The sequence below is a fragment of the Corynebacterium sp. HMSC08F01 genome (assembly GCF_001807545.1).
Classification (GTDB): Bacteria; Actinomycetota; Actinomycetes; order Mycobacteriales; family Mycobacteriaceae; genus Corynebacterium; species Corynebacterium coyleae.
In genome coordinates, this window is the sequence record NZ_KV789323.1 from 22,551 (window position 1) to 36,900 (window position 14,350).

Below are 14,350 nucleotides of genomic sequence, written 5' to 3' on the forward strand. Positions count from 1 at the left end.
TCCCTCCTTAATTTTGACCATCAGCGTAATCGTGTCACCATCAATTTCGCACGTTGGCGCACCCCTTCAGCGGAACGTTGCGTCAAACCGCATTATCCTTAAGCCTTATGGGCAAATTCGACTGGTTCTGGAAAGCCATGGGCTCCACGGCGGAGCGCAACAATAAGAAGTCCAAGGCTGTCGTCGCCGACGCACATGGGCTCATTGAGGAGCTTTCGCTTCTCGACGACACCGCGCTCGCCGAAACCGTCCGCGCCGCCGTCACCGATGGGGAAGTCAAGGACAAGCCGCGTTTCCTCGCCGGGTTGTCCGTTGCGTCGCAACGCACGCTCGGCATGACTCCGTTTAACGTGCAGAACCAAGCGGTGCTTCGCCTACTCGAAGGCGACGTGATCCAGATGGCCACCGGCGAGGGCAAGACCCTGGTCGGCGCGATGGCCGCGACCGGCTTTGCACTACAGGGAAAGCGCGTCCACCTGATCACGGTGAACAACTACCTTGCCGCCCGTGATGCGGAGTGGATGCGCCCGCTCGTGGAGTTTTTCGGGTTGTCGGTGGCTGCGGTGACGGAGTCGTCGACACGCGAAGAGCGCATCGCTGCCTACCGTTGCGACGTCATCTATGCCCCGGTGACGGAGATTGGCTTCGACCACCTGCGCGACAACCAGATCACCTCCCGCGACCAGACGGTGCAGGCGCCGGCAGATGTTGCCCTCGTCGATGAGGCGGACAGTGTGCTTGTCGACGAAGCCCTGGTCCCACTCGTCCTCGCCGGCTCCGAAGGCGCCCAACAGGCCACCGGGCAGATCACTGAGGCCGTCTCGCACCTGGTGGAGGACAAGGACTACACCATCGATTCGGATGGGCGCAACGCGTTTCTTACCGACGAAGGTGCACAGAAAATCGAGCAGTTGCTGGGCATCGACTCGCTGTATTCCGACGAGAACATCGGCACCACACTGGTCCGCGTGAACTTGGCGCTCCACGCTAAGGCGCTGCTGATCCGCGATGTCCACTACATCGTCGAAGACGGCAAGGTCGCACTTGTCGACGCCTCACGTGGCCGCGTCGCTGAGCTCCAGCGCTGGCCAGATGGTTTGCAGGCTGCGGTCGAGGCGAAGGAAGGCCTCGACGTGTCCGAGGGCGGGCGCATCCTAGACTCGATCACCCTGCAGGCGCTCATGCGCCGCTACCCGCTCGTGTGCGGCATGACCGGCACCGCCGTCGAGGCGACCGACCAGCTGCGCAGTTTCTACGGCCTGCACGTCTCCGTTATCGACCGAGCCAACGAGCTCAAGCGTTTCGACGAGGCAGACCGGATCTACGCCACCATGGCAGATAAGAACGCGGCGATTGTCGACGAGATTGAGCACATCCACCACACTGGCCAGCCGGTGCTCGTGGGTACGCATGATGTGGCCGAATCTGAAGCGCTCGCGGAAGCACTCGAGGCGCGTGGCATCGACGTCAACGTGCTCAACGCGAAAAACGATGCAGAAGAGGCACGCATCATCGCAGAAGCCGGCGACATCGGACGTGTCACCGTCTCGACCCAGATGGCCGGTCGCGGCACCGACATCCGTCTCGGCGGTGCGAACGAAAACGATCATGCCGAAGTTGCCGCCCTCGGCGGACTCGCCGTGATTGGCACGGCACGTCACCGCACCGCGCGTTTGGACAACCAGCTTCGCGGCCGTGCAGGGCGCCAGGGCGATCCAGGCTTGAGCTTGTTCTTCGTCTCCCTTGACGACGACATCATCACCACCGGAGGGGCCGACGAATCCTTCTCCGCGCAGCCTGAACCGGATGGGCGCCTCACCGGCAATCGAGCCCAGCAGTTCGTTGAGCACTGCCAGCGCGTCACCGAAGGCCAACTGTTGGAGATCCACTCCCAGACGTGGAAGTACAACAAGCTTCTCGCAGACCACCGCGACATTCTCGACGAGCGTCGCGCCACCATTTTGGATACTGACACAGCGTGGCGAGAACTCTCTGAGCGCTCCCCGCAGCGCGCCGCCGAACTATCGCACCTACCGCAGCCGGCTCTCGACCAAGCAGCGCGCGAAATCATGCTGTTCCATCTCGACGCAGAGTGGTCCGAACACCTCGCGCTGATGGACGATGTCCGTGAATCTATTCACCTTCGCGCTATCGCACGCGAGACCCCGATCGATGAGTACCACCGTATTGCTGTGCGCGAGTTCAAAGACCTCGCCAACCGTGCGGTTGACCAAGCAGTAGAAACCTTTAACACCGTGGATATCGATGAATCCGGGGCGCATCTTGCTGATGCAGGATGGAAGCGTCCAAGCGCCACATGGACCTACATGGTTTCGGATAATCCGCTTGCCGGGTCAGGCAATTCGGTCATTAGTGGCATCGGCAATATTTTCCGTTAAGTCACTAAACACCACCCAATCCCGACTTGGGCGGTACTATTGCAGAAGTTCTCAATCTCGACTCGATAGTCAAGGAGTTAGTCATGAGCGACAACACGCCGCAGAACCAGGTCGAAACCACCTCGGTGTTCCGAGCAGACCTGCTCAAGGAGATGGAATCTGGTGCCGCGGCATCTGTGGATTCCGCAGCAGGAACTGAAAACCTCCCCGAAGGTGCGGCGCTGCTCGTCGTCAAGCGTGGCCCGAACGCTGGTGCACGCTTCCTGCTCGACCAGGAGTCGACCACGGCAGGCCGCCACCCAGAGGCGGATATCTTCCTCGATGACGTGACCGTGTCTCGTCGTCACGCCGAGTTCCGCGCCAACGAGGATGGCTACGAGGTTGTCGACGTCGGATCGCTCAACGGCACCTACGTCAACCGCGAGCCGCGAAACACGCAGCAGCTGACCAATGGCGATGAAATCCAGATTGGCAAGTTCCGACTCGTATTCATCACCGCGGAAGCCTAAGCTTTCCGTTCATCCTTAGCCCGACGTCCCACGAGAAGAAGAGCACGATCACGTGAGCGCAATCCGCAAAACCGCACCGCAGCAGACGGCCGCGAAGCAAGCCAAGCCCAACAAACCGGCAAAGACCATGTCGATTGGTGTTGTGCTTGAGCGTTTGCGGACTGAGTTTCCGGACGTGACCGTCTCCAAGATCCGTTTCCTCGAATCCGAGGGACTGATCACACCGCAGCGCACGGCGTCGGGCTACCGCCGTTTTACTGATCAGGACGTGGAGCGCCTGCGCTACATTCTGGTCACCCAACGTGACAACTACCTCCCGCTGAAGGTGATCCGCGAACAGCTCGAGGCCATGGATTCCGGCCAGGTCACCGCGATCCTGACTGCAAACGATGCTGAGCCGATGATCTCTCCAGAGAACTTCCGGGCCCCAGCACCGACGCGCCTGACCGACGTGGATGTTGCGGAACAGGCTCAGGCTTCGCAGTCCACGGTTGAGGAATACATCAAGGTAGGCCTCATCACCCCAGACGCGGCAGGCCTGTTCAATGTCGACGATGTCCGCACTGTCACTACCGCAATGTCCCTGGCTGAGTTCGGCTTGGACTCGCGTCATCTGAAGACGCTGCGTACCGCTGCTGCTCGTCAGGCTGACATGATCGGTCAGGTCACCGAACCGGTTGCAAAGTCCGGCAAGGTCAATGCACAGCAGCAAGCAGAAGAGATTGGCCAGCAGATGTCCGCTCTGGTGGTCTCGCTGCACGCTTCGCTGGTGAAGAACGAACTGCGCAAGCAGTCCGGCAACTAGTCGTCATGGAAGCAGTCGAGCTGGTCGGGGTGTACCCCGTCGGTCCCGAGCAATACCTTTGCGCATTGCTGCAGCGATCCTCTAACGGCCGCTGCATTCCTGTCTGGGTACCAACGCATGAGGGTGGGGAATTGGCTGCCCGGCTTTCAGGTTGGTCGCCAATCCGCCCCCGCACCATAGATGCCGTTGTGGATCTGATTCGCAACACCGGAAAAACAGTAGAAACCATTGAGCTGTCTTCGTACTTAGAGGGCATGTTTATGGCAACCGTGTCGTTTGCGGACGGCTCTGAACTGGACCTGCGGGCGAGTGACGCGCTTCTGCTTGCGCTTGAATTAGACCACGAACTCAGCGTTGATGACCTCGTAGCAAGCCAGGCATCGATCTACCTTTCGCCGGAAGACGCGCAGCGTTTTCTTGGTGCTGAACTCAAGGTCATTGATCCTCAGGAATCTGTTTCAGCAAGCGGCGACGCCCAGGCTGACGCTGATTTTGAAGAGCTCATGCGCAATCTTGGTGTGGATGACCTCGACACCGGTGATACTCCTGATACTGATGGGGACGATGGGGCAGACGAGGCGAAATAAAGTCTCAGTGTAAAGTTGAGGTTGAGAGTTCGGCGTGTTGCGCGTGAAACTCTTGACCCAGGTCCTATGCTTGGCATTTAATAGTCAGCAGGCCCTCATATAACTTTCATGGGAGTAATTACGTGAGTATCAACGATCTCAACCAGGTAGGCGAGCAGGAGACCACCTCGGCTGCGGTGCAGGAATCGCTTTTCGACGTCGGCCCGTCCGACGAAGTGGGCTACCGCGTACCGATCGCATGCCAGGTCGCAGGCATCACCTACCGTCAGCTGGATTACTGGGCACGCACTGGGCTCGTTCGCCCGTCGATCCGTGGCGCAAAGGGTTCTGGTTCCCAGCGTCTGTACTCCTTCAAGGACATCTTAGTACTCAAGATCGTCAAGGGTCTTTTGGACACCGGCATTTCCCTGCAGAACATTCGCCTCGCGGTGGATAAGCTGCGTGACCGCGGTGTCTCCGACATTGCGGAAATCACCCTGGTCTCCGACGGTGTAACCGTCTACGAGTGCCGCTCCAACGAAGAGATCATCGACCTCCTTGGCGGCGGCCAGGGCGTGTTCGGCATCGCGGTGCCGCAGATTATGAAGGAACTCACCGGCACTATCTCCGCGTTCCCTTCCGAGCGCGTCGAGGAAGAGATCGACGCTCCAAACGTCATTGGTTTCGACGAACTGGCTGATCGCCGTCGTCGCAAGACTTCCTAAACAGGCCACACAACAACGGCCCGGGCTGGGTACTCCCTCCAGTCCGGGCCTTTGTTGCTCGCCGATGTTAGTCGTCAGAACCCTGCGGCCTGCTTCACCGCATCCGCGATGTTCTCTGCAGTCTTGGCATCGACCTGTTTTTTGGCGATCTGCTCGAGTGCCGCATCCGGATCGCCTTCTCCGACGCGCACCACAGTCAGGTCCAGGTTGTTGCCCGCTGCCTGCCGGAAGCCGTCAATAAATGCTGCGTCATCTCCGGCATCAGCGGTGCCGGTGGTAACGAGCACAATTCGCATTGGCGCATTTGCGTTGCCGTATGTAGCAGCCGCAGCCTGGAGTGCTTCGCGGGTCTGGGGGACTCCGCCGACAAGGAAGCGACGCACTGCCACGTTGACCGACTCCGCGTCAGGGGAGACGGAGATGTTTTGGCGGAAACCATTCACCACGCCAGGGGTCAGCGGTGAGGAGTAGTTCCACAGACCTACTTCCTTCCCTGCACCGGCAAGTTCAAGCGCGGTGTTGCCAATCGCGTCCTTGGCTGGCTCGATAAACGGCGCCATTGCCTCAGAAGTGTCAAGCAGGAACAACGTGTTGACCGGCTCGATCACCTTTGCAGCCTCAGCTTGATCGCCGAGCTTCTCTCCACCAGAAGGCAGGGCAGCAGCCCAGACCAGATCCGAAATCACCGGCTGATCTTTCTCGGAGCCATCGAACTTCTCGGCTGCGGCACGTGCGAAGTCCTGGCCAGCGCGCGCTTGATCCTCGTTTACTGTGTCGTTCTGGTTCAATGGGATCGCCGCGTAAACAATGTCTGCGCCGACTGAGGTAAATGAAAGACCTTCCGGAACACTGTCCTTCGCAGTCGCCACAAGCTTGCCGTCTGCTCCTGCGAAGTCCGCCAGCTTACCCAGACGCTGATCGGTGAGGGCCTTCACAGCATCATTGTCGTTGCCGGCGACCTTTGCCGCCACCAACGCGGAAGCCTCAGGCTCTTCCTCAACAGGGAACAGCACAGACTCGGTCTTCACGTCCTCCAACTTCACCTGTTCGGTGCCAGCGACTCCTACAGGTTCACTATGGACGGCTTGGGGGTCAGCAACCGCTGCAGTGCGCTCAGCCGACTTCAACGCAGTATGCGTAATCGAGGTATTCGGAGCGATATAGACTGCTGCTTCCTTGATCGAGTCAACATACTGCGGCTTGATGCAGTAGTCCCGGACAACGGGGTTGGCGGCTGCGTAGTCGTCGATAAGTGCACGGCCCACTTTCTCATCGGAAGCGGCGACCGGCAGAACCAGATCACCGGATACGCAATCAGGAGCTGCAGCGCTCGAGTCGGTGCCGTCGCGCTGCCACAAAACCACTGCAAGCACTGCAGCTACAGCGAGAGCGACAAGCAGGGCGATAAGCCAACCCGCTAGCCTGAAATTGTTTTTACCGCTTGCGTGCCTAGCCATTGTGGTCGTAGCCCCTTCAACGTCGAACGATTGAGAAAACCTGCTCCGAGCTTAGCTGTCCAACGCAGCTTCTACGGTCGCGACAAGCCTGGCGCGCAGCGGAGCGGCGGCTTGAGACAATGCCCGTTGACGCGCAACGTATTCCGCTTTACCTTCAGCGGTTTCTACCGCGACAACATCAAAGCCCAACTCTCGGCAGTCGTATGGCGACGCTTCCATATCCAAGCGCCGAGCCCGTGCCGCAAGTTCAAAGCAATCCAGGAAAAGTTCGCCTGGTACCAGCGGTCCTAACTTCAACGCCCACTTGTACAGATCCATGCTGACATGTACACAGCCAGCCTGGTCGTGATCAGGCTGAGACTCGCGAGTAAGAACAGTCAGATTCAGCGGGCGCGCTGCAGGGGTGAAGAAACGAAACGCGTCATAATGTGAGCACTTGATGTGGTGAGACTCAACCACGTCGTTGGTGCCCTCTGCTCCAAGGCGAAGTGGTAAATCGTGACGTGGGTGGTCGGTCTTATACACCATCGCCCACTCGTGCATGCCGAAGCAATCAAAGTGAGCAGGACGCGTATCGACGGCACGCAGCAGCCGGCCAACCATCTCCACATCATTGCGTCGATGCTGGAGGAAAAGGCCTAGATTCAAGGACACGGTTCCGTCAGGTGCTGTGACGTAGTCGCGCCAAGACGCTTGCGGTGTATCCGCAGCCTGCGCGAGAGCGACCCCAACCCCTGGATGCCAGCGCTTCAAATGCGATGGGCGAACGGGGTAGTACTCAAAGAGGAAGTCCCATACTGGGTGGTACTCGCCATGCGCACGCCGAGCCGCACGGGCGTCCGCCCAAGGAGCCGCACGCTGCTCGTGCTCGTGTATGCGTGCGAGATATTCCTCAGGTTGCAGGGTTGTGGTCATACGCACGCTAACTATTCGTTTTCGTGTGTCCAGTCCGACACCGTACCCACGTATTCCTCGATGAGGTCTTCGAGGGCGACGATCCCGACGAGGCGGCCGTTCTCATGCACTGCCGCCATGTGCGCTGAACGTCGGTGCAGCAAAGTAAGAGCGTCGTCCATTGACTCGTGGCCGTCGACTGTGATGAGCGGTCGAATGCGTGAAAGCGGCACGCGTGGATCCTTCTCATCTGTCTCCATCAAGTCCAGAATGTCCTTCACATGCAGGTAGCCCGCCAGGGATCCAGTGCTGATCAGTACCGGGAAGCGTGAAAAACCGGTGTCTTGCACTGCCTGCTCGATGATCGAAAGACGGATGCCGCGCGGGTCGTAGGGGATCGTCTTTACCTCTACAAGCGGGATGAGCACCTCGTTGAGGCTGCGGGAATCCTGACGCAACGCCTTTGCCAAACGGACAGTTTCCTCGGCATCCAGGAGCCCCTCTTTGCGAGACTCCTGAATCATTGTGGCTAACTGCTCCTGGTCGACAGTGGAATCCAACTCGTCGCGCTGTTGGATACCGAACGCAGCTAACGTCTTACGAGCCACCCAGTTAAGTGCTTCCAGCACGGGGCGGGTTAGCTTCATCCAAACCGTCATCGGTCTGGTCAGCCACATTGCGGATTGCTCAGGCCCCGCGATGGCAATATTCTTCGGCACCATCTCGCCGAACAAAATGTGCAGGAAAGAAATGAATGCAAGCGCAATAACGAACGAAATTGGATGCAGAATATCTGCCGGTACACCCAGCGCGAGGAACGGCTCCTCCAGATATTTTGCAATCGCCGGCTCGGCAACCTTGCCCAATATCAGCGAGGCCACAGTAATGCCGAACTGCGCACCAGCCAAGTAGATGGAAAGGTGCTCGGTTGCGTACATCACGTCCTGGGCTTTGGTTTTGCCTTGGGCCTGGAGTGACTCGAGACGGTCGCGGCGCGAGGATACGAGAGCGAACTCGGCTCCAACAAAGAATGCGTTAGCAGCGAGGAGGGCGACAATCAGGACAACAGCGAGCCAGATACTCATCGGTTGGCCTCCTCAGGGGTAATCGGGCGTAGCATCGCCTTATCCACACGGCGGCCGTCCATTGCGGTGACCTGGGCAAGCCATGATCCGGCACCGGCTGATTGGAACTCCTCCTGTAGCGAACCGAACGTTTCGCGCAGGACGACCTCGTCGCCAACCTCCGGGATGCGACCGAGTGTTGCCATGATCAGACCGCCCAACGTCTCGTAGGGGCCGTCGGGTGCTGTGTAGGCGAGGCGCTCTTCGAGCTCGTCGAGACGCACGAGCCCGGAAACCTCCCATGAGGTGCCGTAACGGACAAAGTCCTTTTCGCTTTCGCGGTCATCGTATTCGTCGTACACCTCGCCAAGAATCTCCTCAACGAGGTCTTCGATGGTAACCAGGCCCATGGTGCCACCGTATTCATCGGCAACAAGCACGACCTGCGAACCAGCAGAGCGCACCCGGTTCAGCACGGAATCGCCGTCCAGCGTGCCCGGGACGATTGGGACACGCCGGGCAAGCGTGGCAAGTTGTGTGGTCGCACGCTCGTCGGGTGGCACGGAGAATGCGTCCTTGATGTGGACGACTCCGAGGGTGTCGTCGAGATCGCCACGCCGCACTGGGAAACGCGAACGCCCAGTTTCGCGAGCAAGTGCGATCAGGTCGACAACAGTATCCTCCGCGTCGAGGGAGTCGATGGTGGAACGCGGCGTCATCACCTCTTCAGCTGTGGTCTCGCCGAAGCGCAGTGATCGACCGATCACTGCAGCGGTCTCAGCATCCAAACCACCAGCCTCTGCCGACGAACGCACCATGGCGCCAAGCTCCTGAGAAGAGCGGGCCGAGGCAAGCTCGTCGGCAGGCTCGATACCCATCTTGCGCACAATCCAGTTAGCGGAGGTATTGAGAAGGTTGATAAACGGCTTCATCGCCGTGTTAAACCAGTGCACCGGTGGCACGACCACGCGAGCTGTCGCCAGCGGGTCCGTAATAGCCATGTTTTTCGGTACAAGCTCGCCGAAAACCATCGACAAAAACGTTGCGATGACAAGGGCCAAAATAAGTGCGACAGTGGTTGAGGCCGACGCACTAAGTCCGACGGCCTCCAACGCAGGGGTGAAGAACTTACCGAGTACAGGCTCGGCAAGGAAACCTGCCGCCAGCGTCGTCACCGTAATGCCGAGCTGGGCGCCTGAGAGGACGAACGAAAGATTCGCGTGATCACGCGCGATAGCGCGGGCTGTAGCATCCCCGCGTTGTTTAACGTGGGCATCGATTGTGGAGCGCTCGAGCCCCGTCATGGCGAACTCGATTGCGACGAACAACCCGGTAGAGGCTGTCAGCAATACGAACGCCAGAAGAGAAAGTATGGATATGAATATGTCCATGTGTGTTGATCTGCGCCTTAGCGGCCGTTACTCCTTCGTTTGTTCTCTCCACGACGACCCTGCGAGTTGCCGCGTTGCCCACGTGTAGAACGGGAACGTCCAGCGCGGCTCGATCGTTGCGACGACCGACGCCCAGCGCGGGAACCTTGCCCGCCACCACCACGGGGAGCCTGCTTCGGAGCCCCCGGCGGAGGCAATGGCTTTCCATCTGCGACACGTGCTCCTGTAATCGTAACCAACGACTCCGACATTGGAGCCACTCTGACCTCCGGAGCCTTCACGCCTGCCTTGCGCATCAGTTGCGCGACTTCCTTAGCTTGCTCGTCCATGACGAGCGTGACCACTGTGCCGGACGTGCCAGCACGGGCGGTGCGCCCTGCGCGGTGCAAATACGCCTTGTGCTCGGCTGGCGGATCGACGTGGACGACAAGCGAGACGTCGTCGACATCGATACCGCGTGCGGCAATATCAGTAGCGACGAGCACCGGGGTGGTGCCGTCGCTGAAGCCGTCCAAGGCACGCGTACGCGCCCCTTGGGTTTTATCGCCGTGCAACCCCTGGGCATTGATGCCGACACGTCGCAGCTTCTTCACCTGACGGTCAACACCGTGTTTCGTGCGCATAAACATGATGGTCTTGCCGTCACGTGCGGCGATCTGCATCGCGATCTCATTGCGTTGCTCACGGCCACCGACCAAAAGTCGGAAATGCTCCATGGTGTCCACAGCGGCCTCCACCGGCGCAGTGGAGTGCGTCACTGGGTTGTGCATGTAGCGGTCGATGAGCTTTTGCACGTCGCCATCCAGTGTGGCGGAAAACAGCAAACGCTGACCGTTTTTGGGAGTGCGGTCGAGCAGCTTGCGTACCTGTGGCAAAAAACCCATGTCGGCCATCTGATCGGCCTCGTCCAGAGCAGTGACCTCCACCTGATCCAGGAAGAGTTTCTTCTGGTTGATGAGATCCTCGGCGCGGCCTGGGGTAGCCACAAGGAGATCGACTGGGGAGGCCAACACACGAATGTGGTTATTGATGTTCACGCCACCGACAACATCGAGGACGCGTAGGCCGAGGGCGGCAGCGGAGTCGTCGAGACGCTCGCGAATCTGCGTTGCAAGTTCACGCGTCGGCGCAAGCACGAGCGCTCGCGGGTGACCCGGGCGTGATGGGGCTCCAACGAGACGGGCAAGCATAGGCAAACCGAACGTAAACGTTTTGCCCGAGCCTGTTGGACCCCGCCCGAGAACATCACGGCCCGCAAGGGCATCGGGGATAGCCGCCTCTTGGATAGGGAAGGGCTCCGTGATGCCCTGCTTTTTCAGCGTGGCGACGATTTCACGGGGTAGGCCGAGGTCGGCGAATGTAGTCATTCAGATCAGTGTACGCGCGTCGTTGTTTTAGTAGCTCAACTCTTCCCGCTCGCCGGACCAGGTGGTGTGGAAGGTGCCTTCCATGTCCACGCGGCGGTAGGTGTGTGCACCGAAGAAGTCGCGCTGTCCCTGGATCAGTGCTGCTGGCAGCCGCTTGGCACGCAGCGAGTCGTAGTAGGACAACGAGGAAGCGAACACCGGCACTGGGAGTCCAAGCTGCGTAGCGACGACAACCACACGGCGCCATGCGTCTACCAGGCCCTTTTGCAGTTCTCCGGTGAAGTACGGATCGAGCAACAACGACGGGAGATTCGGATCGTTTTCGTAGGCCTCGGTAATGCGGTCGAGGAACTTCGCACGAATGATGCAGCCACCGCGCCAAATACGTGCGAGATCGCCCGGTTTGATATCCCAGTTGTGCTCGGCGGACCCGGCGTTAATCTCGTCGAAACCTTGCGCGTAGGCGACCAACTTGGAGGCGTACAGGGCTCGGCGGACATCGTCGATAAACGCAGTCTTCTCCACGCCGAGTGCTTCGAGGGTACTCAACTCGCCCGCCGGAAGTTCGGCTTCCGTCGTGGCCTCGCGCTGTGCAAGTGCCGACGACAGCGCGCGGGCAAACACTGCCTCGCCAATAGCTGTGGTCGGTACACCAAGATCCAGTGCCTCCTTGACGGTCCACCGTCCGGTGCCTTTTTGGCCGGCAGCGTCCACGATGACGTCGATAAACGGTTTTCCGGTGCGGGCGTCGACCTGGCGAAGCACCTCCGCGGTGATTTCGATGAGGTAGGAATCCAGATCGCCCTTGTTCCATTCAGTGAAAATGTCGGCGATCTCCGCAGGCTCCAGGCCTGCTGCGTAACGCAGCAGGTGGTACGCCTCGCCGATGACCTGCATGTCGGCGTACTCGATGCCGTTGTGCACCATCTTGACAAAGTGGCCAGCGCCGTCCGGGCCAATGTGGGTCACGCACGGGGTGCCATCGACCTTTGCAGCAATGTCTTCGAGGAGTGGTCCAAGTGTCTCCCAGGATTCGACTGGGCCACCCGGCATAATCGACGGGCCACGCAGCGCACCTTCTTCACCGCCGGAAATACCCGCGCCGACAAAATGGCGATTGCGCTTGGCCATCTCACGTTCACGGCGAATCGTGTCGGTGAACAGGGCATTGCCACCGTCGATGATGATGTCACCGTCTTCCATCGCATCAGCGAGCTGTTCGATGACCGCATCAGTTGCTGCACCGGCCTGCACCATGATCACTGCCTTGCGGGGGCGCTGCAGAGATGCGACAAAGTCCTCGATGGTCTCGGCGGCGATGAAGTTACCCTCGTGGCCATACTCGTTGATAACCGCCCGCGTCTTCTCTGGTGAGCGGTTGTAAATAGCGACGGTATGGCCCTTCGATGCAAAATTACGGGCAAGGTTTGAGCCCATTACTGCCATACCGACGACACCGATTTGAGCAAGAGGTTCTGAAGCATCTGCAGTCATAGTGCGAATTCTACGTGGCTGAGGACAGATCATCCGTATCATCGACGAGCATGAACCTAGAATTCGATTTTCGCCTGTACAACGAAGTGCTCGACACGCCGTTGAGCGAAGAAGAACTCGCTGTGATCAACAATCTCAACGTTGATTTCGCCCAACGACTCGGGCTAGTGCTGGATTACTGCTCAAAAGACCGGATGGATGCACACCTCGTTGCAACTGCGGAGCATCTGCAGCCAACCGGTATCGTCAACGGCGGTGTCTACTGCGCAATCGGTGAAACCATGGGGTCAATTGCGGCGGTGGCAGCTAGCGCACAGCCTGCAGTGGGGATGAGCAACTCCACCGACCTTCTGGGCAGCGTGCGCGCGGGGCAGCGTATCGACGCCACCGCGGAGCCGGTCCACATCGGTGCCCGCACCCACCTGTGGCGCGTGAACATGTACTGCGAGGAGAAGTTGGTCGCTGTGACCAACCTCAAACTGATGATCCTGAGCAAATAGTGGCTGATTAAAGCCAGTGGTTCTTGCGGAACCACCACCACATCACCGAGATAGCAATGAACATTGCGAGAAGTGCAGCGGGGTAGCCGTAACGCCAGCCAAGCTCTGGCATGACTTCGAAGTTCATGCCGTAGATTCCGGCAACCAACGTCGGCACCGCCGCCATGCCCACAACGGCCGAAATCGTACGCATGTCAGAGTTCTGCTGCATCGTAATCTTCGCTACCGACGCGTCCAGCAGGGACGTGAGACGTTCGTCGAAGCCTGAAAGACGGTCGCTGACGATCGTGGAGTTATCTTGGACGTCGCGGAAGTAGGTACGCAGAGCCTTACGCATAAAGTCCTTGTTGTTCGTCAACCCGTTGCGAAGCGCTGGCGACAGTGGGTCGATCGCGTGACGCATCTCCAAAATCTCACGCTTGTAGGTGTAGATCTTGTCAATGTTGATCGTGCGACGTGGCGTAAACACTTCGTTTTCCAGCTCGTCGACGTCGCTTTCGAGGAAATCCGCGACCTTCAGGTAGTTGTCTACCAGATAGTCAGATACCGCCCACGCCACAGCGGAAGGCCCGAGCAGCGCTAGCTCTTCTTCGTCCTCGAGCTTGTTGGTGAGGTCAGGGAGACGGACATTATGGCGAATCGTGATGGCAAACTTCTCGCCGATAATCATCTGTACTTCGCCGGTGGAAATGATTTCACGGGCGTCCGACACCTCTTCGTCGTCACGATACGACACTGAACGCACAACCAGGAACAACTGCTCGTCGTGGCGTTCAACCTTCGGTCGCTGATGTGCTGCGACAACATCGTCCACAACCAGGTCCTCAATATCGAAGATCTCAGCGACGCGCTCCATTTGCTCCGTAGTCGGCTCTTTCAGCGACAACCAAACAAAGGCGTTCTCGTAGCGTTCTGCCACCTCAAGTGCGTGAGTCATGCGCACATTTCCCGGCTGGCGTTTGCCGTCGACAAAAACGCGGCAAAAGTCGATCTGACGCTCGACAGGCACCGGGATTTGGTTCACAGACGGGGGCTGCACCTTCTTAGGACGCTGTCCTGGAATTGAAATACGTGGCGGCATAGCTTTAGCCCCCTTTCACGTCGTAGGGCAGGCCGAACACGGCAAAGCCCAGGATGAATGAGCACACAAAAATGGGTGCGCACGGATATCAAAGGTGA

At 59.0% G+C, this 14,350-nt stretch carries 13 protein-coding genes; 6 read left to right on the plus strand and 7 right to left on the minus strand.

Going from position 1 to position 14,350, the window contains the following annotated elements; all coding sequences use genetic code 11:
- The first annotated feature begins 107 nt into the window (after positions 1 to 107).
- The 5 genes from secA2 (at position 108) to HMPREF3171_RS09525 (ending at position 5,004) form a co-directional block, all read left to right on the plus strand.
- A complete protein-coding gene (gene secA2, locus HMPREF3171_RS09505; protein ID WP_070484765.1) occupies positions 108 to 2,399 on the plus strand; it encodes an accessory Sec system translocase SecA2 in 2,292 nt (763 codons plus the stop codon).
- A gap of 83 nt (positions 2,400 to 2,482) precedes the next feature.
- A complete protein-coding gene (gene odhI, locus HMPREF3171_RS09510; RefSeq protein WP_070423210.1) occupies positions 2,483 to 2,908 on the plus strand; it encodes an oxoglutarate dehydrogenase inhibitor Odhl in 426 nt (141 codons plus the stop codon).
- A gap of 52 nt (positions 2,909 to 2,960) precedes the next feature.
- Positions 2,961 to 3,713: a transcriptional regulator FtsR gene (gene ftsR / locus HMPREF3171_RS09515; protein WP_070423209.1), complete on the plus strand. Its 753-nt coding sequence runs from the start codon at positions 2,961 to 2,963 to the stop codon at positions 3,711 to 3,713.
- 5 nt (positions 3,714 to 3,718) lie between these two features.
- Positions 3,719 to 4,300 (plus strand): bifunctional nuclease domain-containing protein, encoded by a 582-nt coding sequence (locus tag HMPREF3171_RS09520; RefSeq protein WP_070423208.1) that lies wholly within the window; start codon positions 3,719 to 3,721, stop codon positions 4,298 to 4,300.
- A gap of 128 nt (positions 4,301 to 4,428) precedes the next feature.
- The gene (locus HMPREF3171_RS09525) at positions 4,429 to 5,004 is read left to right on the plus strand and encodes a MerR family transcriptional regulator (protein ID WP_070423253.1); all 576 of its coding nucleotides are present in this window, start codon (positions 4,429 to 4,431) and stop codon (positions 5,002 to 5,004) included.
- Between the two features lie 74 nt (positions 5,005 to 5,078).
- Here the strand turns inward: HMPREF3171_RS09525 and HMPREF3171_RS09530 are convergent, their stop codons facing one another.
- The 6 genes from HMPREF3171_RS09530 to gndA are packed head-to-tail and all read right to left on the minus strand — an operon-like array spanning position 5,079 to position 12,671.
- Entirely contained in the window at positions 5,079 to 6,461 is a 1,383-nt protein-coding gene (locus HMPREF3171_RS09530; protein ID WP_070484766.1) for a vWA domain-containing protein, read from the minus strand.
- Positions 6,462 to 6,512: 51 nt separating this feature from the next.
- Positions 6,513 to 7,376, minus strand: a complete 864-nt coding sequence (locus HMPREF3171_RS09535; RefSeq protein WP_070451546.1) for a 3-methyladenine DNA glycosylase — start codon at positions 7,374 to 7,376, stop codon at positions 6,513 to 6,515.
- Positions 7,377 to 7,387: 11 nt separating this feature from the next.
- Positions 7,388 to 8,440 (minus strand): hemolysin family protein, encoded by a 1,053-nt coding sequence (locus tag HMPREF3171_RS09540; RefSeq protein ID WP_070484767.1) that lies wholly within the window; start codon positions 8,438 to 8,440, stop codon positions 7,388 to 7,390.
- A complete protein-coding gene (locus tag HMPREF3171_RS09545) occupies positions 8,437 to 9,810 on the minus strand; it encodes a hemolysin family protein (RefSeq protein WP_070484768.1) in 1,374 nt (457 codons plus the stop codon). The genes HMPREF3171_RS09540 and HMPREF3171_RS09545 overlap by 4 nt, the downstream gene beginning before the upstream one ends.
- A gap of 17 nt (positions 9,811 to 9,827) precedes the next feature.
- A complete protein-coding gene (locus HMPREF3171_RS09550) occupies positions 9,828 to 11,177 on the minus strand; it encodes a DEAD/DEAH box helicase (protein ID WP_070484769.1) in 1,350 nt (449 codons plus the stop codon).
- Between the two features lie 27 nt (positions 11,178 to 11,204).
- On the minus strand, positions 11,205 to 12,671 hold the full coding sequence (gene gndA / locus HMPREF3171_RS09555) for an NADP-dependent phosphogluconate dehydrogenase (RefSeq protein ID WP_070451540.1): 1,467 nt from the start codon (positions 12,669 to 12,671) through the stop codon (positions 11,205 to 11,207).
- A gap of 50 nt (positions 12,672 to 12,721) precedes the next feature.
- Here gndA and HMPREF3171_RS09560 point away from each other — a divergent pair, with 50 nt between their 5' ends.
- Entirely contained in the window at positions 12,722 to 13,171 is a 450-nt protein-coding gene (locus HMPREF3171_RS09560) for a PaaI family thioesterase (protein ID WP_070484770.1), read from the plus strand.
- Between the two features lie 7 nt (positions 13,172 to 13,178).
- On the opposite strand, the gene HMPREF3171_RS09565 is transcribed toward HMPREF3171_RS09560, so the two are convergent.
- Positions 13,179 to 14,252, minus strand: coding sequence for a magnesium and cobalt transport protein CorA (locus tag HMPREF3171_RS09565; protein WP_070451536.1), 1,074 nt, complete (start codon positions 14,250 to 14,252; stop codon positions 13,179 to 13,181).
- Between the last annotated feature and the right edge of the window lie 98 nt (positions 14,253 to 14,350).